We start from the raw sequence: 19957 nt of genomic DNA, 5'->3' as shown, positions 1-19957 counted from the left end.
TACGGTATACCTGAAGCGGAATTGTAAAGATATTCTTTAACGTAAACAAAGACAGGTTAAAGCCCATAAATTTATACATTAATTATGGAGCTTTTACCCTTTTTTGATCCTGCCTACCGCTCGTAAAGAAAATAGTACCGTTCGTAGTGCAATAGCTGTCTGCTGCAGGCGTTTGTTGTGCCCCTGTAAGCGCTGTCGCGGGTTCGCCGGTATAAAAAAGCGGCGCTGCTCAGGAGTAAATTACGTATGTGCTTTTTGTGTATTTCATTGCTGGTCAGCTTACGTGTAGCGGACGAAGACTCCGCAACGGTTGCCTGGGCAGAGCAGCGCCGGGTTTTTCCATAGTTCGATGCCTGAATGCCGGGCAATGCCTTTCTGTTGCCGCATTCTGAAGGGGTTATGCGCTGCCCGCCGGCTTTCTCTTTGTGCCAAATTATAACTACTTTTGTAACCCTTTACCGATAATTAAAAAAGGTAGTTAATAACTTTTATGAGCAATACCGAAAAACTGATCCATGCATTTTCAGAAGCTTTAGCCGTTCCCCAGGAAACCATTCAAGACGATTTGGCTTACCAGGCTATTCCCGAGTGGGATTCTATAACGCATATGATCCTGATCAGCCAGCTGGAGGATACCTTTGGTGTTGCTATCGATACCGACGATGTGATTGATCTGAGCTCTGTAGGAAAGGCGAAAGAGATCCTGACCAAGTATAACATCGTATTCTGATGTCGCTGCTAAAAGGTAAAACGGCTCTTATTACCGGCTCTACGAGGGGCATAGGCGAAGCTATCGCCACATTGTTTGCCGCCGAAGGCGCCGGCCTGATCCTGCTGGCACGTAACAGCGACCAGTTGGAACAGCAAAAAAGAAAACTGGAAGAGGTTTATCCCGTTTCCGTTACCGTTTATACAGCCGATGTGTCTGATCCGGAACAGGTAAAAGCTGTTTTCGCGACGATTACTGGTGCAAAGATGGATATTGATATCGTGGTCAATAACGCCGGCCAGATGATAGATGCCTCCCTGCTTACCCTGAAGCCGGAGGTTATGAGGCAGAACGTAGAAGTGAACCTGTATGGCACGTTCCATGTAACACAGGCCGCAGTGAAATCGCTGATCCGCCGGAGAGGCGGATCGGTTATCAACCTGAGCTCTATCGTGGGCACCAACGGCAGCGCCGGGCAATCGGCCTATGCTGCCGCAAAAAGCGGGGTGATCGGGTTTACCCGGTCGCTCAGCAAAGAACTGGCCCCATTAAACATAAGGGTTAATGCTATTGCTCCGGGTTTTATAGAAACGGAGCTGGTTGCCGGCCTTCCCGCGCCGGCGAGGGAAAAGACCCTGGCCAGTATCGGTATGAAACGCGCCGGGAAACCGGAAGATGTGGCACGGGTTGCGCTGTTCCTGGCCTCGGAGCTTTCGGGTTATGTAACAGGACAGGTTATTGGTGTGGATGGAGGTATGATGCTCTAAGATTATGAAACTCTTCAACGAAATACAGGCAAACCAACAGCTGCGCTTCATTAACGAAGCGGATCCCGGTAAAGTATTCCGGTTGGAAGACCTCTCCCTGTTATCCTTACCGGGTAATACCCGCCGGCTGGCCTTGCTCTACCTGGATAATACACTCCCTGCTATTACTATTTTGTTGTCCTTTTTGAAAAGCCCGCATGTCTGTGCCCTGCTGAGCCCCGATCTGGCGCCACATTTCAAGGACGAGCTGGAGCGGCGTTACGAACCTGCTTATATCTACGATCCTGCCAGAACCGATATAACCGGGTACCAGTACGCGGCGGATCAACCCCTTTTTACGCGCGATACGCTTAAGGACGTGAATATACACCCGGATGTAAAGCTATTGCTGAGTACTTCCGGCACCACGGGCTCTCCTAAGTTTGTAAAGCTTTCGGAAAACAACTTGCTGGAAAATGCAAAGTCTATTGCCGGCTACCTGCCGGTCTGCGGTACCGATGTAACCCCCCTTAACCTACCGGTCTACTACTCCTACGGTTTATCCGTACTGACCAGCAACGCCATTTTCGGCGGTACCCTGGTTTGCTGTCATACCGATATCCTCAACCGCGAATTCTGGTCGGGTATGGAGCAACTGGGATATACTTCCATTGCGGGCGTACCTTTCGTTTACGAAATGCTGGACCGTATCGGCTTCACGAAAAAAGACTACCCTTCTTTAAAATATTTTACCCAGGCCGGCGGCCGTTTGCGCGAAGCGCTTGTTCATAAGTTCGCTGCCTATGCCTCAGAAAAGCGCTATGCATTTTATGTGATGTACGGGCAAACGGAAGCGACGGCCCGTATGGCCTATCTTCCCCCTGCCGAACTGGAGCGCCATCCCTCTGCTATAGGGGTCCCTATTCCGGGAGGTACTTTCGATATCGATCCGGATAATGGTGAACTGTTGTACGCCGGGCCGAATGTGTTTGGTGGTTATGTAACCGGTATTAATGACCTGTCGGATTACAGCCAGCCAGCCTGGTTGCGTACCGGCGACCTGGCGCGCAAAGATGAAGACGGCTTCTATTACATCACCGGGAGGATCAACCGGTTTGTCAAACTGTTTGGCAGCCGTATCAATCTTGATGAAGTGGAACAGTTGCTTGCGATAAACCTGGATGTACCGGTTAAAGCTGTGGGCATAGAAGATAAGTTGATGCTGCTGGTAACCGACCGGCCGGAAGTAGATGAGCAGACTGTGGCAGCATTGATAACGACGACGCTCAAATTGCATCCTTCGGTTGTGAAAGTGTGGACCGTGCCGGAGCTGCCGCTTACGGCCAATGGCAAAACAGATTATACCAGGATACAAAAAATGTACGCGGAACGATAATGTTGAACGATCTTTTAAATACCATACAATATTCGCTCACCCGGGATGAAAAAAACCGGGAGCTGCTGCCGCTTCTGCTGGAACGGCATCAGTGGCACCTGGGATCCTGTGCGGCCTATCGCGATATTTACAATACCGTGTTTGAGGGTAGCATACGGCAGCCTGCAACGCTTGCCGATCTGCCTTTCCTGCCGGTATCTGCCTTTAAAAATCATGAACTGAAGAGCATCCCGGATAGCGAGGTGTTCAAAGTGCTGACATCAAGCGGTACTACGGGCGATGCAGTAAGCCGTATTTTCCTGAATAAAGAAACGGCACAGCTGCAGTCGCTGGCCTTATCCAAGATCATCACCCATGTACTGGGCAAGGCGCGTCTGCCTATGCTGATCATCGACTCCAAGGCCGTATTCGCCAATAAACAATCCTATTCCGCACGGGGTGCGGGTATCCTGGGCTTGTCGGTGTTTGGTAAGGACCATACTTATGTGCTTGACGATAATTTCGAATTCGACGAACAGGTACTGGCGTCCTTTCTCGAACGCTACGACGGGCAACCCTTTTTTATTTTCGGCTTTACTTTTATGGTATGGCTCTACCTGTTTAATGCTAAAACTGGCAAGCGCTACGACCTGAGTAAGGCTATACTGATCCATAGCGGCGGCTGGAAAAAAATGACGGATATGGCGGTAGATAACTCCGTATTCCGTGCCTCGCTGAAAGACCGGTTTGGCCTGGACCAGATCTACAACTTTTATGGAATGATCGAACAGATCGGCTCGGTATTTTTAGAAAACTCAGACGGCTACCTGCACTGTCCTAATTTTGCGGATGTTATTATCCGTAATCCTGCCGACTTTTCGGTACAGCCACATGGGGTGCCGGGCCTCGTACAGGTTATCAGTGTATTGCCGCAAAGTTATCCCGGGCACTCCCTGCTTACCGAAGATATCGGGGTGATTATGGGAGAAGACGATGCCAGCAATGGCTGGAAAGGAAAATATTTTAAGGTGACCGGCAGGGCTAAAAAAGCGGAATTGCGGGGTTGCAGCGACACTTTTAAATCCCGATAATCATGAATGTCCAGCTACTGACACCCGAACGCCGGGATACCGATCTGAACGAATTGCCATTTTTTGATACCACTACGGTATACGGCTTGGCGCCCTTCGACGAACGGACGCTTGCTTTCTTTGATACTTTCTCTAAAAAGCTGCTTGCAGACCGGAGCGTAAACCGGCTGCCGGAAATCGCAGCTTTGGCGTTTTGGATCAGGAGGGCCAACCTGCTGCAGATACAAAAGGAAAACAGTCATCTTTTCGGACAGGCACATTTTTCACTAAGCCCGCTGGGGCGTGTATTCCATGTTTGCCCGGCCAATGTAGATACCATGTTTATCTATAGCCTGGCGGTATCGGTACTGATGGGGAATAAAAACCTGTTGCGTATATCGGCGCGTATGGAGGCGCCGCAGATCACGTTCCTGTTCGATACATTAAATGAACTCCTGGGACTGGCAGAATTCGCACTGTTCCGGGATTATATCCATATCATAACTTACCCGCACAACGATGCAATAAGCACCGCCATCTCGGGGCGCTGCAATGCCCGTGTAATATGGGGTGGCGACAGTACGATTGCTGCATTCCGCGATTTTAAACCTGCACCGCGCACCCGTGATATCGTGTTTGCCGACAGGGTCTCCTTGTTGTGTATCGATTGCAATGCCTTTAATGAGCTCGACGCAAAAGGCCGGGAAAACTTTGCCCGCCTGTTTTTTAACGATGCCTATACCTTCGATCAGAAAGGCTGTTCGTCGCCGCAATCGGTATTCCTGCTGGGCGACGAAGCCGCTTACGAAACCTGTGTAACAGAAATGGTCAGCCTGCTGTCAGGTGCTATAGCCGGCCGCTACGATACGGATATTGCTTCCATCGCTTCGCTCAAGCTGAACCGCATGGTCGACGATACCCTGGACAGGACCATTGATCATAAATGGGGCGATAATTATGTGACTTTTGCTGCATTGCGCACGCAGGACGCAACGGAAGCAGCTTTGCCACATTCCTGCGGGGGCGGTTACTTTTATACCCGCCGGCTCGACTCGGTGGATGGGCTGTTGCCTTTTGTGGACAACAAGCTGCAAACAGTATCTTATTTCGGCCTGGATGATACAGCACTGGATGCGCTTGTGTCATTGAGCCGGGGAGAAGGTATAGACCGCATTGTTCCCCTGGGGCATGCACTTGATTTTAACTATATCTGGGACGGTTATAACCTGCTCGAAGCATTATCCCGGAAGATATACCTGGAAAGATAAACCGGCTTTACGAAAAAGAAGGGAGAAAAGATTTTATAGAATAAACCGCAATAATATGACCCATCCCAATCTAACCGGCACCTTTTCTTCGCCGGCTGCAATCGCGGCAAAGCAAGAATTAATCGAGCTCTATGATCATTGCCCGATCCCGAAAGGGGAACTGTTTGCGCACCAGGGGCTGTTCATCAACCGTTGGCAACTTTCCCGTATCCTGTTTCTCGATGAGCTGTACCGAAAAATTATCAATACGCATGGTGTAGTTATGGAATTCGGCTGCCGTTACGGACAAAACCTCGCGCTTATAGCCTCTTTGCGCGCCATGTATGAGCCCTATAATCTTTCCCGGAAAATTATTGGCTTCGATACCTTCGGAGGTTTCGAAGGCACGACGAAAGAAGACGGTAATCACGATCTTATTCATGAGGGCAGCTACAAAACGCAGGACCTGGGCGATCAAAGCTACGATCAGTATCTTGAGCGCATCATGCAGTACCATGAAAGCATCAACCCCAATAATCACCACAAAAAATTTGAGATCATCAAAGGTGATGCAGGCGCAGAATTGAAGCAATACCTCGAAAGACAGAAAGAAACGCTTGTCGCCTTTGCATATTTCGATATGGACATTTATAAACCTACCAAAGAGTGTCTGCAACTGCTGAAAAAGTACCTGGTGAAAGGCGCCGTAGTAGCCTTCGACGAATTATGTATGGCCCAGTTTCCCGGTGAGACCCAGGCCTTCATGGAGGAGCTGGATATTGCACAACGGAATCTCGTACGTTCGCCCAATGGCAACTATGTATCTTATATTATCTGGTAAAATATTTTTACAATGCATTTAAAAGAACCCGTAACCGGCAAACGCATACAATTATGCTCTTCTGTAGCAGAAGATGCTGCCTTTATTCTCGGACTGAGAATGGACCCTGCGCTGAACAAGCATCTCAATCCGACGAGCCCGAAAGTAGAGGACCAGGAGAACTGGATTCGTATGGTATACGATAAGCCGGGCGATTATAATTTTACCATCAAAGACCTGGCGGGCAACAGGCTGGGCGCTGTAGCCATTTACCAGATCGACGAGCAGGCGGGTACCTTTAACTGGGGGCGCTGGATCATACATCCCGATGCGCCGATGTATACCGCCATGGAAAGCGCTATGCTGGTTTATTATATCGCATTTCATATCCTGGGATTGAAAAAGACCTTGTCCGATGTGCGTATCGAAAACAGGAATGTGGTTAAATTCCATCTTTCTTACGGCGCACATATTTACAGGGAATCGGATCTTGATATATTTTACGAGTTTTATAAAGAACAGTTCCCGGCTATGTTGCAGAAATTCAAAGGGTTTCATAACCTATCTTTGCCGGCCGAAGCCTGATTTATAAATCGTTTCAATCCAATTATGCAATGACCAATGTCGCAATAATCGGTTATGGCTACTGGGGCCCTAACCTTGTACGCAATTTTAATGCAGTGGACAACTGTAAGGTGAAGTGGGTTTCGGACCTGCGGCAGCCCCGGCTGGACCTGATCAGTAAGCAATACCCGGGTATCGGTGTTACCACGGATGTAGAAGATATCTTTTCGGATGCCGGAGTGGATGCCGTAATCATCGCAACGCCGGTGCAGACGCACTACCCGCTGGCCCTGAAGGCACTACAGGCCGGCAAGCATGTACTGCTCGAAAAGCCGATGACGCCTTCGGTCGCAGAAGCAGATGAGCTGGGTGCGCTGGCTTCGGAAAAAGGCCTTGTGCTGATGGTCGACCATACCTTCCTGTATACCGGGGCGGTACAGAAGATCAAAGAGCTGATCGATTCCAAAGAGATCGGCGAGATCGAATACTTCGATTCCACACGGATCAACCTCGGGCTTTTTCAACAGGACGTGAATGTGCTCTGGGATCTGGCCCCGCACGATATCTCCATCCTGTTCCACCTCGTAAAAGAGCGCCCGGTAAGTGTTTGCGCTACCGGCGTATCCCATACGCCAAACGGTATCGAGAATATCGCTTACCTTACGGTTAATTATAATGTGCCCAAGATCGCGCATTTTAACTGCTCCTGGACCTCGCCCGTAAAGCTACGGACCATCCTGATCGGCGGGAGTAAAAAGATGGTGCTTTTCGACGATGTGGAACCCTCCGAAAAAGTAAAGGTATACGACACCGGTTATAATGTAACCAACGATGAAGAAAAGCGGAAACTGCTGATCGACTACCGTACCGGCGATATATTCGTGCCTAAGCTGGCACAGAAGGAAGCTTTGTTCGGCATGGCTACCGACTTTATACAGGCCGTCCGCACCGGGTCAGAACCTTTATCGAACTGGCAGCTGGGGCGCGATGTGGTGGCCCTGCTGGAAGCCGCGCAGGAGAGTATCAAAGACAAGGGCAGGGAAGTAAAGGTGAACGCATAGCAACCGGCTATCCGGGGTAATATTATAAATTAAAGAAAAGGTAAAGATCCGTGGCTGTCGCTGCGGATCTTTTTCATTTATGCAGATGCAGTGAGGCATGGGGCAAAAAAAAACCGGCAAAATTGCCCTGCGGCCAAGGTATCTTGAAGAATTCCATTATTTTTGGACGATTATTTATTCAGCAAACCAATAATAACATATAAAGAGCCGCTGCATGCAACGCATTAATTTTTTAGACCTTAAAGAACAGTACCTGCAGATCAAAGAAGAAGCCTGGCAGGCTATGGAAAAGGTAATGGATCAGACTGCTTTTTCCGGTGGGCCTTTTGTCGCTTCCTTCGAAGAGAAATTTGCCGCGTGGACCGGCGCAAAATACGCTGTCGGTATAAGTAACGGTACCATTGCATTGCAGCTGGCCTTCCAAACCCTCAATATCGGTCCCGGCGACGAGGTGATCGTTCCGGCCAATACCTTTATCGCTACCGCATGGGGCGTGTCGCATGCCGGTGCTACCCCGGTTTTTGTCGATTGTACCAGCGATACCTGGGAAATAGATCCTGCCCTGATCGAAGCAAAAATTACCCCGAAAACCAAAGCCATTGCCGGCGTACACCTCTACGGGCAAACCTTCGATATCGACGCCGTAAAAGCCATTGCCGATAAACATAACCTGTACCTGGTCGAAGACTGTGCGCAGGCGCATGGGGCCTACTATAAAGGCCGGCATGTAGGCAATACCGGGCACATGGGTTGCTTCAGCTTCTACCCGGGTAAGAACCTGGGCACCTTCGGCGAAGGCGGTGGTGTAATTACCAACGACGAAAATTATTACAAACGCATGTGCAGCCTGCGTAACCACGGCAGCACCGTACGTTACTACCACGACGAGATCGGCTATAACTGGCGCATGGGCGGTATTGAAGGCGCGATACTCGAAGTGAAGCTCAAATACATTGACGGCTGGAACAACCGCAGGAAAGAGATCGCCGCCCGCTACAAAACCGAAATTACCAATAAGGCAATCACCTTCCAGGCGATGCCCGAATGGGCCGATTCGTCCTACCACCTTTTCGTGGTTACGGTAGCCGACCGCGAGCATTTTATGCAGTACATGAACAGCAAAAATATTTACCCCGGACTACACTACCCGGTACCCTGCCACCTGCAGAAAGCCTATGCGCACCTGGGTTATAAACAAGGCGATTTTCCTAACAGCGAATACCTGGCGGAGCATTGCGTGTCGCTGCCCATCTATGCAGAGCTGAAAGACGATGCCGTGCAACAGGTAATTGATGCCATTAACGCCTATAATTAAATGCAAAAGCAAAGCTGGTCCGTTGGACTATTGTGTTACAACGAAGTAAAAACAATCAGGGATGTTGCCGAGAAGGCCTTGCGCAACCTGGAGCTTATTGCTTCGGAGTATGAGTTGATTATCGTTGATGATGGCAGTAAGGACGGATCCACAGAGGCAATACGCGAACTGGCAGCACAATATAAACAGGTGGTGCCTGTGATCCATGCTACCAATAAAGGGATTGGTATGGGTATTAATTCCTTTTATGAGCATGTGCGTTACGAAAATGTTTTTCTCACCGCGGGCGACGGCCAGTTCGACCTGGACGAACTGCTCCCCTTTGCTTATGTAGCCCCCGATAGCTTTGTATCTTTTTACCGCAAGGAAAATACGGTATATAGTTTTTACCGGAACTGGCTGAGCTGGGTCAATAAAAAAATGAACGAATACCTGCTGGGTGTTAAGATAAAAGATGTGAACTGGTCGAAGATCATCAAGCAGCATCATCTGAAACAGCTCGACCTCCAGCTCAAAAGCTCCCTGGTGGAAACCGAGATTTGCTCGAAATTGCTTTATCTCGGTGTAGGGGTTAAAGAAGTACAATCAAAATACCTGCCGCGTATCTATGGGGTCAGTAAGGGATCATCTTTCAAAACGGTGATCAAAGCCTTTAAAGATATCTGGATACTGATGGGCGTGATGTATAAATTTAAACGAAAAAACAAAAGAGGATCCGCTGCATCGCAATAGGTTCCTGTTCTTATACAACAAATGAAAAGGAGTACAACCAATAAGATACGCTTCATAATGGATGAATGCATCCCGCCGGTTATCAGGGATAGCCGTTGGTTTATGTATCCTTTTTTTAAGATATGGTTCAAGAATAGTAATCTGGATAAAGTGATGAACTTCAAGAAAAATGTCAGCACCATGACGGACGAAGAGTTCGCTGATATTTACAGGACCACCTCCAACCTGTCTAAAGACCGGCCTACGGATACGAACCAGGCTACAATCGATCATATCCTGGAAAACCTGGATCCGGGTGCGACGAATATGCTCGATGTCGGCTGTGGCCGTGGTTACTGGCTCGACCTGGTTGCCGACCGTTTCCCGGGGCTGGAGCTTACCGGTGTCGACTTTTTCGATGATGTACCTATGAAGCGCGCCACCTATTGCCGGGGCAATGTTGAAGCCCTGCCCTTTCCCGATAAGTCTTTCGATATCGTTACCTGCCAGCATACGATCGAGCATCTTAAAAACCTGCCCAAAGCCATCGAAGAGATGAAAAGGGTAGCCAGGAAACAGATCATCATCGCAACCCCCTGCCAGCGTTATTACTTTTATACCCTCGACCTGCATATTCATTTCTTTCCTAACGAATACTCCGTATCCAGCCTGTTCCAGTTACCCAGCTATGAGTGCCGTAAGATAGACGGCGACTGGTTGTATATGGCCAAGGTCTAAAACGGGAATTGCTTTTTAATTATGATGGATCAAAAAAATCTGCCAAAAATTTTCTGGGGCCTGCTCGCCCTCATTTTTGTGGTCATGTTGTTTATGGTACCGCAATACGGGATTACGGGCGATGAAGTAACCCAGTGGAAATACGGTACCTCCGTATGGAACTACCTTAAGACCTTCGGTGCCGATAAAACTGCGGTAAGTGGTACCTATCTCGAAAATACCCAGGCGATGTACGGTGGTTTCTTCGATGGGTTTGCCGCCATGCTGATCGATATCTTTCATCCTAAAGATGAGTTCCTGTTGCGCCACTACTGGAATATGATTTTCGGTTTTGCGGGTATTGTTTTTGCAGGTTTGCTGGCCAGGGAGTTCGCCGGTTGGCGTGCCGCTATCATTACGGTGATCTTTATGGTATTTACGCCGCGTATTTTCGGCGAAATGTTCAATAACCCCAAAGACATTCCTTTCGCTACGGGTTACCTGGCGGCCTTGCTCTGCATCGTTAAATGGCTGAAAAACCTGGAAACCCCTTCCTGGAAAACAACTATATTACTCGGTCTTTCCATTGCCCTGGCGATCAGTGTGCGTGTGGGTGGGATATTGGTTATCGCCTATCTGGGCCTTTTCTGGCTTATAGAACTATGGCGTACCAAAAAGTTTGGCACGAAGGTATTTACCGGGTCTATCAAACATCTGGTAGTAGCCGGTATTATCGGCTGGCTCGGCGCCTGTATCTGGTGGCCTTATGCCCTCGAAGACGTGATCAGTCACCCTATAGATGCCGTTAAGGTAATGAGTGCGTATCCGCTTAATGTAAGCACACTGTACGAGGGTATGAAGATCCGGACTACGGAGATTCCCCCGGGATACCTGCCCCGCTGGATCAGCATCGGTATGCCGCTGTATATTCTCATTGGCTTTATCGGGGCGCTGGTCCTGTTGTTCAAGTGGACCAAAACAAGCAAGCATACGTATTACCTGTTACTGGCTTTCGCAGCGCTGTTCCCCATAGTATATATCATTTATAAGAAATCGGTGGTATACGACGGTATGCGTCATATCCTGTTCGTACTGCCTTTGTTCGTTATACTTGCAGCGCTGTTTTACGATTACCTGCTGCAGCTGTTTGCGGGTAAAAAGGCGATACAATACGCCGTTGCCGGTGTTACGCTGGTACTGGTTGCATTGCCCGCCCGGTTTATGTTTGCCAATTATCCCAACGAATATGTTTACTTCAACGAACTGGCCGGTGGTATTAAGGGCGCGTACGGCGAGTACGAAACCGATTACTACTTCAATTCTATGAAAGGCGCCCTGAACTGGCTGGTAGAAAACAAGCTGAAAAAAGATGCGGCAGGCAGGAAGCCCGGCGATTCTATAATCATTGCTTCCAATGCGCCCGCGCTTTTTATCGAATACCAGAAGATATCGCCGGTACCCTTTAAATTCGTTTATGTACGGTATTACCAGCGTAACCAGAGTAATTGGGACTATGGCGTATTTATGAGCCGCTTCCTGGATAAAGAACAGTTGCAGAATGGCTATTTCCCCGGCGACAACCCGATCCATATCGAGTCGGCCGATGGCGTGCCGTTGACCACCGTGCTGCAGAATGATCCCGAACGGAAAGGCCTGAAGGCCTTCGAGGCCCTGAAGGCGGGCCAGGATACGGTAGCCCTGCCCCTGCTTGTAAAGGCGGTTCAACAATATCCCAAAGACGTGGAAAACTGGCGCAACCTGGCGATTACTTATTTCCAGACCGGCAACAAGGCCGGCGCAGCGGAGGCTATCGGTAAGGCTTACGCGATCTCGTCGCTCGATCTCGAAAATGCAAGTACTGCGGGTGGTGTATATATGCAAATCGGCGACTTCAATAAGGCGCTGCAGGTATTTGGAAAAATGACCCAGGACTATCCGCTGATGGGCGAAGGCTGGCTGGGCCTGGGACAAGCCTATGCCGGGTTGAAAAACTACCCGATGGCGATCGATAACCTCAATAAAGCATTAGCACTCGATGGCAATATTGCGCCACAGGCTTATATGGCCCTGGCCTACATTTACCAGCAACAGGGCGATATGGCTACCGCACAGAAATACGCAGCTGCGGCACAACAGGCAGGTGCCCGTTAACCCGCAGCAACCTACGCTAAAAAAATGCCGGACCTGGTCCGGCATTTTTTGTATCAAAAAGCCGGGGCAAAAAATAAATGCAGCAATTAATTTGGAAATACTGAACAGTGTTCAGTAAATTTGCAGTGTATACTATGGGAATATCAGAGCGAAAAGAAAGAGAGCGGCAGGAGATGCGCCAGCGTATTATCGACGCTTCATTGGCTATGTTTATAGAGGAAGGTTATGAGAAAACCTCGATCCGTAATATCGCCGATAAGATCGAATACAGCCCGGCCACTATTTACCTGTATTATAAAGACAAGGACGAACTGCTCTATGATGTGCAGGGCGAAGCCTTCAAACAATTGCTGGACCTGTTCGAACAGAGGGTGGTGAGTAAAAGCCCCTGGAAGCGCCTGGAGCAGCTTTGCGAAACCTATGTGCGGTTCGGTATCGAGCAGCCCGAACTCTACACGCTGATGTTCATCAACAAAGCACCGATGAACGTGATCGACGAAGACGAGTACTGGGCCAACGGCCAGTCGGCCTTCGACTTCCTGATCAATTGTGTGCAGGGCTGTATGGACAAAGGCTTGCTGCGCTATAAGGATGTGCCAACGGCTGCCTTATCGGTATGGGCTATGGGCCACGGCATTTTGTCGCTGAACCTGTGCTGCCGTTTAAAAATAATACAAAACGAGGAGGTGGCGGTAGAGCCTATGGTACAACATATAGTACAGGAGTTTCTCCGTATGATCCGTCAATAACCAGTCCCCTGCGGGGGACGTTTTAAAAAAATTTTGCCTGTTTACTAAACATTGTTCATTATGTTTACAGTATTTATAAAAAGAAAACTGATCCTTGGCGCTTTACTAAGCCTTTCGGCGGGAGCAGGGGCACAACCCGTACTGGACGGGTACATTCGCGATGCCTTTGCCGGCAACCAGGGCCTGAAGCAGGAGTGGCTCAATCTTGATAAAGCCGTGTATGCCTTGCAGGAAGCCCGGTCCTACTACCTGCCCAATGTTAGCTTCAATGCCAACTACACCCTGGCCGATGGCGGCCGTACCATCGACCTGCCTATCGGCGACCTCATGAATCCCGTGTACAGCACCCTCAACCAGCTTACGGCCAGCAACCGTTTCCCACAGATCAGCAACGAGAGCGTACTGCTTAACCCCAGTAACTTTTACGATGCCAAACTGCATACTACCTTACCGCTGGTCAATATGGAGATCGGTTACAACAAGCAGATCCGTAAGGAGCTGATCAGCCGGCAGCAGGCAACCATCAATGTATATAAAAGGGAGCTGGTAAAAGATATCAAAACCGCTTACTTCCGCTACTACCAGGCCACGCAGGCGGTAGCCATCTACCAGGCGGCCCAGGCATTGGTGCGCGAAAACATACGGGTAAACGAAAGCCTGTACCGCAACGGTTCGCGCAATGCCACGGCGCTAACCCGCGCCCAGGCCGAAGGCCAGAAGACGGAAGCCCTGATCAACGAACAGCAGAACAATGTGAAGAACGCCAAACAGTACTTCAACTTCCTGCTAAACCGCGACCTGCTGGCTGATATCGAACTGGACACGACAGCCCTGTCGGCACAGCCCCCGGCCAGCTTTGAAGGGGTTGGTCAGCGCGAAGAACTGTTGCAGATCAAAGCCGCGCAACAGGCCTTCTCCCTGCAGAAAGATATGCAGCAAAGCAACCGTATACCCAAGCTGAATGCCTTCCTGGACCTGGGTTCACAGGCGTTCAATTTTAAAGTAGACAGTAAGACGCTGTATTACTTCGGTGGTATCAGCTTGCAATGGGACCTCTTTGCCGGTGGCCGCAACAATACCAAAATACGCCAGGCCGATGCCGAACTGAAACAAGCACAAGCCCAGCTGGACCAGACCGAACTGGCGCTTAAACTGCAACAGGCGCAGGCCCGCAATAACCTCAATACGGCCATGACCAATTACAATAATGCCCAGGTCCAGGCCAGCCTTTCGGAGCGTTATTACAACGACCAGTTCAAAGTGTACAAAGAAGGACAGTTGTTGTATATCGAACTGCTCGATGCCCAAAACCAGCTTACCGGCGCACGCTTGCAGCTTGCCGTAGCCCGCACCGATATCTGGATCGCGCTGGCGGCCCTCGAACGCAGCCAGGCTGCTTATCCCCTTTAATTTCTTCCTCTATATACTAATGACCCAGGTATAAACTATAGCTTATGCAATACATAAAAATTTTACCCCTGATCGCAGCCATCACCATCACGCTGGCGGCCTGCGGCGGTAAAAAAGAAGAACCTGCCACTACGACTGCCGATGTAATCCCGGTAAAACTGTTGCCCCTCAATAAATCGACGGCAGCCAGTACTGTAACGGCTTCGGGCCGCTTTACCACCGACGATGAAGTGTACCTGTCCTTTAAGACGGGCGGTATTATCAACAAGATACTCGTTAAAGAAGGCGATGCTATCAAGCCCGGGCAATTGCTGGCCACGCTCAATCTTACCGAGATCGATGCGCAGGTAGGCCAGGCAAAGGCCGGCTTCGAAAAGGCCCAGCGCGACCACCAGCGTACCGGCAACCTGTACCAGGATAGCGTGGCTTCGCTCGAACAACTACAAAACAGCAAAACGGCGCTGGACCTGGCGCGGCAACAGTTATCGGCCGCACAGTTTAATCGCAGTTACTCTGAGATCAGGGCGCCCCGTGCCGGTTATGTATTGCGTAAACTGGCCAATGAAGGCCAGGTGGCTGGTCCCGGTACACCGGTATTACAAACCAACGGCGCGGGCAGTGGCGCCTGGTTCCTGCGTATCGGTGTCAGCGACCGCGACTGGGCGGCCATCCGGGTCAACGACAAGGCTGTGGTCAGTTCAGAATCCGTGTCGGGCAAGTCATACAAAGGCATCGTATTCCGCCGTGCCGAAAGTGTAGACCCCTATACCGGCGCATTTGCTATCGATATCAAACTCGATGCCGGCGAGGGCATGCCCGTGGCCAGCGGTATGTACGGTCGTGCCGTAATCAGCACGGGCGCTGCAGCAGCTACCGCTACTACAGGCTCGGCCTGGGCCATACCTTACGATGCGCTGCTGGATGGCGATGGCAGTACCGGTTATGTATTCGTAACCAATGATAACAAAACGGCCCAAAAGATAAAGGTGACCATTGCCGGTATGGACAAAGACCGCATCTGGATACAGCAGGGGCTCGAAGATGCGCAGTCGCTCATCATTTCAGGCAGTGCTTACCTCAACGATAAAAGCCGCATTAAAGTAATACCCTGATCGCCTTATCCCGAAAGCAAACATTCAGCAATAAAAACAGCTGTCCATGAAAATATCTGATTACGCCGTAAAGAATTACCAGTTCACGCTCATTATCGTGATCATGATCGTGGTACTGGGTATCAGTACTATACTGAATATGCCCCGCAGCGAGGACCCCGAGATGCATGCGCCTGTGTACACGGTTACGGCCATCTATCCCGGCGCCAGTCCTAAAGACATGGAAGACCTGGTGGTAGACCCGCTCGAAAAAGAAATTTACCAGCTCGAAAATATAAAAAGGTTGCGCACCGTGATCGGCGATGGTTTTGCCGTGATCCGCGTAGACTATAAATACAGCAGCGATGTAGAGGCCAAGTACCAGGAGGTGGTACGCCTGGTTAACAGCAAGCAGGCCGAGTTGCCCCGCGAGATCTATAGCCTCGTGGTAGAGAAGTGGCAACCCTCCGATGTAAATATCCTGCAGATGGCCCTGATCTCGGAAAATGCACCGCGCGAACGCCTGAAGCAATATGCCGAAGATCTGCAGGAAGACCTTGAGAAAATACCCGAACTGAAAAACGTGAAGATACACGGCCTGCCCGACCGCCAGGTACGCGTAGAGCTGGACCTCGATAAGATGGCCCAGATGAATATACCGGTTACTGCCGTGATCGGCAACCTGCAGAGCGAGATCGCCAATATACCCGGCGGTAGTATCGATGCGGGCAACAAAACCTTCAACATCAAGACCAGCGGCAATTACGAGTCGCTCGACGAGATTCAGCAGACCATCGTCTTCTCCATGAATGGCAAGAACATCCTGCTGCGCGATATCGCCAAGGTATACTATGGTTATGAAGACGAGAAGTACAGTACCCGCCTCAACAGTCACCGCGCGGTATTCGTAACCGCGGCCCTCAAAGACGGCGCCAATATCAGCAGCGCGCAGGAACGCTATCAACCCGTAATCGCAAAGTTCAAAAAGACCCAGCCGCAGAACATCGACTTCGTGGCGCATTTCGACCAGGCCGATAATGTAAACAGCAGGCTCAGCGGCCTGGGCAAAGACTTCCTGATTGCTATCCTGCTGGTCGCCGTAACCTTGTTGCCCCTGGGCTCGCGGCCTGCGTTGATCGTAATGATCTCCATCCCGTTGTCGCTGGCCATTGGTATTATCCTGCTCAATCTTTTCGGCTACAACCTTAACCAGCTCAGTATCGTGGGCCTTGTGGTGGCGCTGGGCCTGCTGGTAGATGATAGCATCGTAGTGGTTGAAAATATAGAACGCTGGATGCTCGAAGGACATTCGCGTATGGAGGCTACCTTAAAGGCCACAAGGCAGATCGGTCTTGCGGTAATGGGCTGTACGGCTATGCTCATCATCGCCTTCCTGCCTATCGCCTTTATGCCCGAGGGCTCGGGCGACTTTATCCGCAGCCTGCCGCTGGCGGTTATGTTCTCCGTACTGGCCTCCATGCTGGTATCGCTTACCGTTATCCCTTTCCTTTCGAGCCGTTTGCTCAAGGAACATGTGGGTAATCCCGAAGGCAATATCTTTATGCGCGGGCTTAAAAAAGGCATTCATAAAAGCTATGCGCCTTTACTGGAGCGGGCTTTGAAGCATCCCTGGCAAACCGTGGTCATCGCTGTACTGATCTTTGCGGGTTCGGTTTATCTTTTCCAGGTAATTGGCTTTAGCCTGTTCCCTGCTTCTGAAAAACCACAGTTCCTGATCAATATCAATACGCCGCCACAGTCCAACCTGGCTTATACCAATAAGATCACACAGCAGATCGAAGCCGAACTGAAGCATGAAAAAGCCGTACAGTATTATGCCGCCAACATAGGCAAGGGCAACCCGCGTATCTATTACAACGAGATGCAGGAGAACGAACGCTCCGACTATGCCCAGATCTTTGTACAGCTCGACAAGCACACCACACCGGCCGAAAAACTGGCCCTGATCGAAAAATACCAGAAACGCTGGACGCCTTACCCGGGCGCTAAAGTAGAGCTCAAAAACTTTGAACAGGGTACAGGTATTACTGCCCCGGTAGAGGTACGCATCTATGGCGAAAACATGGATACCCTGCGGCAGATCGCCGGCCAGGTCGAAACCTTGTTGAAGCAGATCGGGGGCACAATCTATGTAAACAACCCAATGAGCATCCTGAAGAGCGATATGCGCGTTGCCATTAACCGCGAGAAAGCGCAGATGTTGGGCGTGCCTACCGTAAACATAGACCGTATGGTGCGCCTGGCTATTGCCGGTCTCGATGTAGGCAAGTATAACGATGCCAATGGCAACGATTACAACATTGTAGTAACCCGCAGCAAGCCCGGCAGGCCCGATCTCGATGTGCTCAATAATCTTTATGTCAACAACCAGCAGGGCGGTGTGGTGCCGCTGAACCAGCTGGCTACGCTGAAGCTGGAGCAGTCGCCGGTAAACATTAACCACCACGAGAAGCAAAGGGTAGTAGCCGTAAAAGCCTTTGTGAAAAAGGGTTTCCTGGCCGACCGTATCATCAACGAGACCATAGCGAAGATGGATAAGATGAAAATGCCTGCCGGTTATAAGTACGGTATGGGGGGCGAGGTGGAATCGCGGCAGGACTCCTTCGGCGGCTTCGGCAGCATTATCATCGTTACCTTGTTCCTTTTTATTGCCGTGCTGATCCTGGAGTTCAAGACCTTTAAAAGCACGCTGATCGTACTGTCGGTAATACCGCTGGGTATCGTGGGCGCCGCTATCGCACTGTGGCTTACCGGCAACTCTTTATCCTTCGTAGCCATTATCGGGTTGATCGCATTGGCAGGTATCGAGGTTAAAAATACCATCCTGCTGGTCGACTTTACCAACCAGTTGCGGATGCAGGGCCGCGACCTGGATACGGCCATACGCGAGGCGGGCGAGATCAGGTTCCTGCCCATCGTATTGACTTCACTTACGGCCATCGGTGGTTTGATACCCATCGCGATATCGACCAACCCACTGATTGCCCCGCTGGCCATCGTGCTGATCGGTGGCCTCATCAGTTCCACCTTGCTGTCGCGCATCGTAACGCCGGTAGTGTATAAATTACTGCCGCCTAAAGTAGAGGTGGTCGTACCGGAGTAATATTTTAGCAATAGTGGTAAAAGGACCGGTCAACAGCCGGTCCTTTTTGTTGGGGAACTATCCAACTTTGTGCCTGTTACCTTGTTATATCTCTGTACAAAAAACAAAAGCAATGAATGGTTTTATCCAGATAACAACAATTACAGACGACAAGCACTTAAGGGTATTGATCCGTAAAGACAGCATCATCTCCATCGCAGAGGCGGTAGACGGCACTACGGTAATCAACCTGTCTACGCATGAATATAAAGAGATGCAATCTTTCTTCCATGCGGTAGAAAGTTTCGAAACCCTGGCTGCACAATTGGTGTAGGCTGCCAGTAATAGGATATGCAATATAGAAACCGCCGCTTATAGGGCGGTTTTTTATGTTTATTCAGGCTAAACACGCAGCAGCAGAATTTTTTCTATTTGATTTCGTCGCGACCGCTACTGTAAGGGACGTTGCGAAGGGGCTGTCTGTTGTCCTTCCTTCTGCAGGGTCCCTTTGCAGGAGACCCTGAGGGGACATCTAAATTTTTCTGCGATCACTGCGGTACTGCGAGATATTAAACAGAACAGTTGATTTGGTCGCGACGTCTCCCGCAAAGGGACGTTGCGAAGGGGCTGTCTGTTGTCCTTCCTTCCGCAGGGTCTCTTTGCAGGAGACCCTACGAGGACATCAAAACCTTTTTCTGCGATCACTGCGGCACTGCAAGCCCTTAATCAGATCCGTTGATTTCGTCGCGACGGCTACTGTAAGGGACTTTGCGAAGGGGCTGTCTGTTGTCCTTCCTTCTGCAGGGTTCCTTTGCAGGAGACCCTGCGGGGACATCTAAATTTTTCTGCGATCGCTGCGGCACTGCAAGCCCTTAAACAGAACAGTTGATTTGGTCGCGACGTCTCCCGCAAAGGGACGTTGCGAAGGGCTGTCTATTGTCCTTGCTACCACGGTGTTCTTTTGCAGAAGACCCTGCGGGGACATCTGGATTTTTCTGCGATCGCCGTGCCACCGCAAGTCCTTAATCAGATCAGTTGATTTCGTCGCGTCGACTACTGTAAGGGATGTTGCGAACGGAATGTGCAGAATAGCTTATGTATATAGGCTACATTACGGA

At 50.2% G+C, this 19957-nt stretch carries 17 protein-coding genes; all 17 read left to right on the top strand.

Annotated elements, in window-relative coordinates:
* Positions 1–490 precede the first annotated feature (490 nt).
* The 17 genes from B0I18_RS00630 (at position 491) to B0I18_RS00550 (ending at position 19173) form a co-directional block, all read left to right on the top strand.
* Positions 491–730 (top strand): acyl carrier protein, encoded by a 240-nt coding sequence (locus B0I18_RS00630; RefSeq protein ID WP_106520718.1) that lies wholly within the window; start codon positions 491–493, stop codon positions 728–730.
* On the top strand, positions 730–1476 hold the full coding sequence (locus tag B0I18_RS00625; RefSeq protein ID WP_106520717.1) for an SDR family NAD(P)-dependent oxidoreductase: 747 nt from the start codon (positions 730–732) through the stop codon (positions 1474–1476). The genes B0I18_RS00630 and B0I18_RS00625 overlap by 1 nt, the downstream gene beginning before the upstream one ends.
* Positions 1477–1480: 4 nt before the next feature.
* A complete protein-coding gene (locus tag B0I18_RS00620) occupies positions 1481–2851 on the top strand; it encodes an AMP-binding protein (RefSeq protein WP_106520716.1) in 1371 nt (456 codons plus the stop codon).
* A complete protein-coding gene (locus B0I18_RS00615; RefSeq protein ID WP_106520715.1) occupies positions 2851–3921 on the top strand; it encodes a LuxE/PaaK family acyltransferase in 1071 nt (356 codons plus the stop codon). The genes B0I18_RS00620 and B0I18_RS00615 overlap by 1 nt, the downstream gene beginning before the upstream one ends.
* A 2-nt stretch (positions 3922–3923) precedes the next feature.
* The gene (locus tag B0I18_RS00610) at positions 3924–5168 is read left to right on the top strand and encodes an acyl-CoA reductase (RefSeq protein ID WP_106520714.1); all 1245 of its coding nucleotides are present in this window, start codon (positions 3924–3926) and stop codon (positions 5166–5168) included.
* A gap of 55 nt (positions 5169–5223) precedes the next feature.
* Positions 5224–5988: a class I SAM-dependent methyltransferase gene (locus tag B0I18_RS00605; protein WP_106520713.1), complete on the top strand. Its 765-nt coding sequence runs from the start codon at positions 5224–5226 to the stop codon at positions 5986–5988.
* A gap of 12 nt (positions 5989–6000) precedes the next feature.
* A complete protein-coding gene (locus B0I18_RS00600) occupies positions 6001–6552 on the top strand; it encodes a GNAT family N-acetyltransferase (protein ID WP_106520712.1) in 552 nt (183 codons plus the stop codon).
* Positions 6553–6581: 29 nt separating this feature from the next.
* A complete protein-coding gene (locus B0I18_RS00595) occupies positions 6582–7592 on the top strand; it encodes a Gfo/Idh/MocA family protein (protein ID WP_106520711.1) in 1011 nt (336 codons plus the stop codon).
* 214 nt (positions 7593–7806) lie between these two features.
* Positions 7807–8907, top strand: coding sequence for a DegT/DnrJ/EryC1/StrS family aminotransferase (locus tag B0I18_RS00590; protein ID WP_106520710.1), 1101 nt, complete (start codon positions 7807–7809; stop codon positions 8905–8907).
* Entirely contained in the window at positions 8908–9639 is a 732-nt protein-coding gene (locus tag B0I18_RS00585) for a glycosyltransferase family 2 protein (RefSeq protein WP_106520709.1), read from the top strand.
* 21 nt (positions 9640–9660) lie between these two features.
* Entirely contained in the window at positions 9661–10356 is a 696-nt protein-coding gene (locus B0I18_RS00580; protein ID WP_106520708.1) for a class I SAM-dependent methyltransferase, read from the top strand.
* 21 nt (positions 10357–10377) lie between these two features.
* The gene (locus B0I18_RS00575; RefSeq protein WP_106520707.1) at positions 10378–12486 is read left to right on the top strand and encodes a tetratricopeptide repeat protein; all 2109 of its coding nucleotides are present in this window, start codon (positions 10378–10380) and stop codon (positions 12484–12486) included.
* A gap of 134 nt (positions 12487–12620) precedes the next feature.
* The gene (locus B0I18_RS00570) at positions 12621–13235 is read left to right on the top strand and encodes a TetR/AcrR family transcriptional regulator (RefSeq protein WP_146146619.1); all 615 of its coding nucleotides are present in this window, start codon (positions 12621–12623) and stop codon (positions 13233–13235) included.
* 60 nt (positions 13236–13295) lie between these two features.
* Positions 13296–14645 (top strand): TolC family protein, encoded by a 1350-nt coding sequence (locus B0I18_RS00565; RefSeq protein ID WP_106520705.1) that lies wholly within the window; start codon positions 13296–13298, stop codon positions 14643–14645.
* Between the two features lie 44 nt (positions 14646–14689).
* Positions 14690–15757, top strand: coding sequence for an efflux RND transporter periplasmic adaptor subunit (locus B0I18_RS00560; protein WP_106520704.1), 1068 nt, complete (start codon positions 14690–14692; stop codon positions 15755–15757).
* A 46-nt stretch (positions 15758–15803) separates the two neighbouring features.
* Positions 15804–18860 carry an efflux RND transporter permease subunit gene (locus B0I18_RS00555; RefSeq protein WP_106520703.1) on the top strand — a complete coding sequence of 1019 codons (3057 nt, stop codon included), beginning with the start codon at positions 15804–15806 and terminating at the stop codon, positions 18858–18860.
* 112 nt (positions 18861–18972) lie between these two features.
* The gene (locus tag B0I18_RS00550) at positions 18973–19173 is read left to right on the top strand and encodes a hypothetical protein (protein ID WP_106520702.1); all 201 of its coding nucleotides are present in this window, start codon (positions 18973–18975) and stop codon (positions 19171–19173) included.
* Positions 19174–19957 lie beyond the last annotated feature (784 nt).

The organism is Taibaiella chishuiensis (genome assembly GCF_003014535.1).
Lineage (GTDB): Bacteria > Bacteroidota > Bacteroidia > Chitinophagales > Chitinophagaceae > Taibaiella > Taibaiella chishuiensis.
Note: the sequence above shows the minus strand (reverse complement) of the source record. Positions and strands in the feature narration are given on the sequence as shown.

Coding starts and splice junctions, on each gene's coding strand:
- B0I18_RS00595 (WP_106520711.1), top strand. CDS start 6,582: ATGACCAATGTCGCAATAATCGGTTATGGCTACTGGGGCCCTAACCTT.
- B0I18_RS00575 (WP_106520707.1), top strand. CDS start 10,378: ATGATGGATCAAAAAAATCTGCCAAAAATTTTCTGGGGCCTGCTCGCC.
- B0I18_RS00630 (WP_106520718.1), top strand. CDS start 491: ATGAGCAATACCGAAAAACTGATCCATGCATTTTCAGAAGCTTTAGCC.
- B0I18_RS00555 (WP_106520703.1), top strand. CDS start 15,804: ATGAAAATATCTGATTACGCCGTAAAGAATTACCAGTTCACGCTCATT.
- B0I18_RS00550 (WP_106520702.1), top strand. CDS start 18,973: ATGAATGGTTTTATCCAGATAACAACAATTACAGACGACAAGCACTTA.
- B0I18_RS00565 (WP_106520705.1), top strand. CDS start 13,296: ATGTTTACAGTATTTATAAAAAGAAAACTGATCCTTGGCGCTTTACTA.
- B0I18_RS00590 (WP_106520710.1), top strand. CDS start 7,807: ATGCAACGCATTAATTTTTTAGACCTTAAAGAACAGTACCTGCAGATC.
- B0I18_RS00615 (WP_106520715.1), top strand. CDS start 2,851: ATGTTGAACGATCTTTTAAATACCATACAATATTCGCTCACCCGGGAT.
- B0I18_RS00580 (WP_106520708.1), top strand. CDS start 9,661: ATGAAAAGGAGTACAACCAATAAGATACGCTTCATAATGGATGAATGC.
- B0I18_RS00620 (WP_106520716.1), top strand. CDS start 1,481: ATGAAACTCTTCAACGAAATACAGGCAAACCAACAGCTGCGCTTCATT.
- B0I18_RS00605 (WP_106520713.1), top strand. CDS start 5,224: ATGACCCATCCCAATCTAACCGGCACCTTTTCTTCGCCGGCTGCAATC.
- B0I18_RS00560 (WP_106520704.1), top strand. CDS start 14,690: ATGCAATACATAAAAATTTTACCCCTGATCGCAGCCATCACCATCACG.
- B0I18_RS00585 (WP_106520709.1), top strand. CDS start 8,908: ATGCAAAAGCAAAGCTGGTCCGTTGGACTATTGTGTTACAACGAAGTA.
- B0I18_RS00600 (WP_106520712.1), top strand. CDS start 6,001: ATGCATTTAAAAGAACCCGTAACCGGCAAACGCATACAATTATGCTCT.
- B0I18_RS00625 (WP_106520717.1), top strand. CDS start 730: ATGTCGCTGCTAAAAGGTAAAACGGCTCTTATTACCGGCTCTACGAGG.
- B0I18_RS00570 (WP_146146619.1), top strand. CDS start 12,621: ATGGGAATATCAGAGCGAAAAGAAAGAGAGCGGCAGGAGATGCGCCAG.
- B0I18_RS00610 (WP_106520714.1), top strand. CDS start 3,924: ATGAATGTCCAGCTACTGACACCCGAACGCCGGGATACCGATCTGAAC.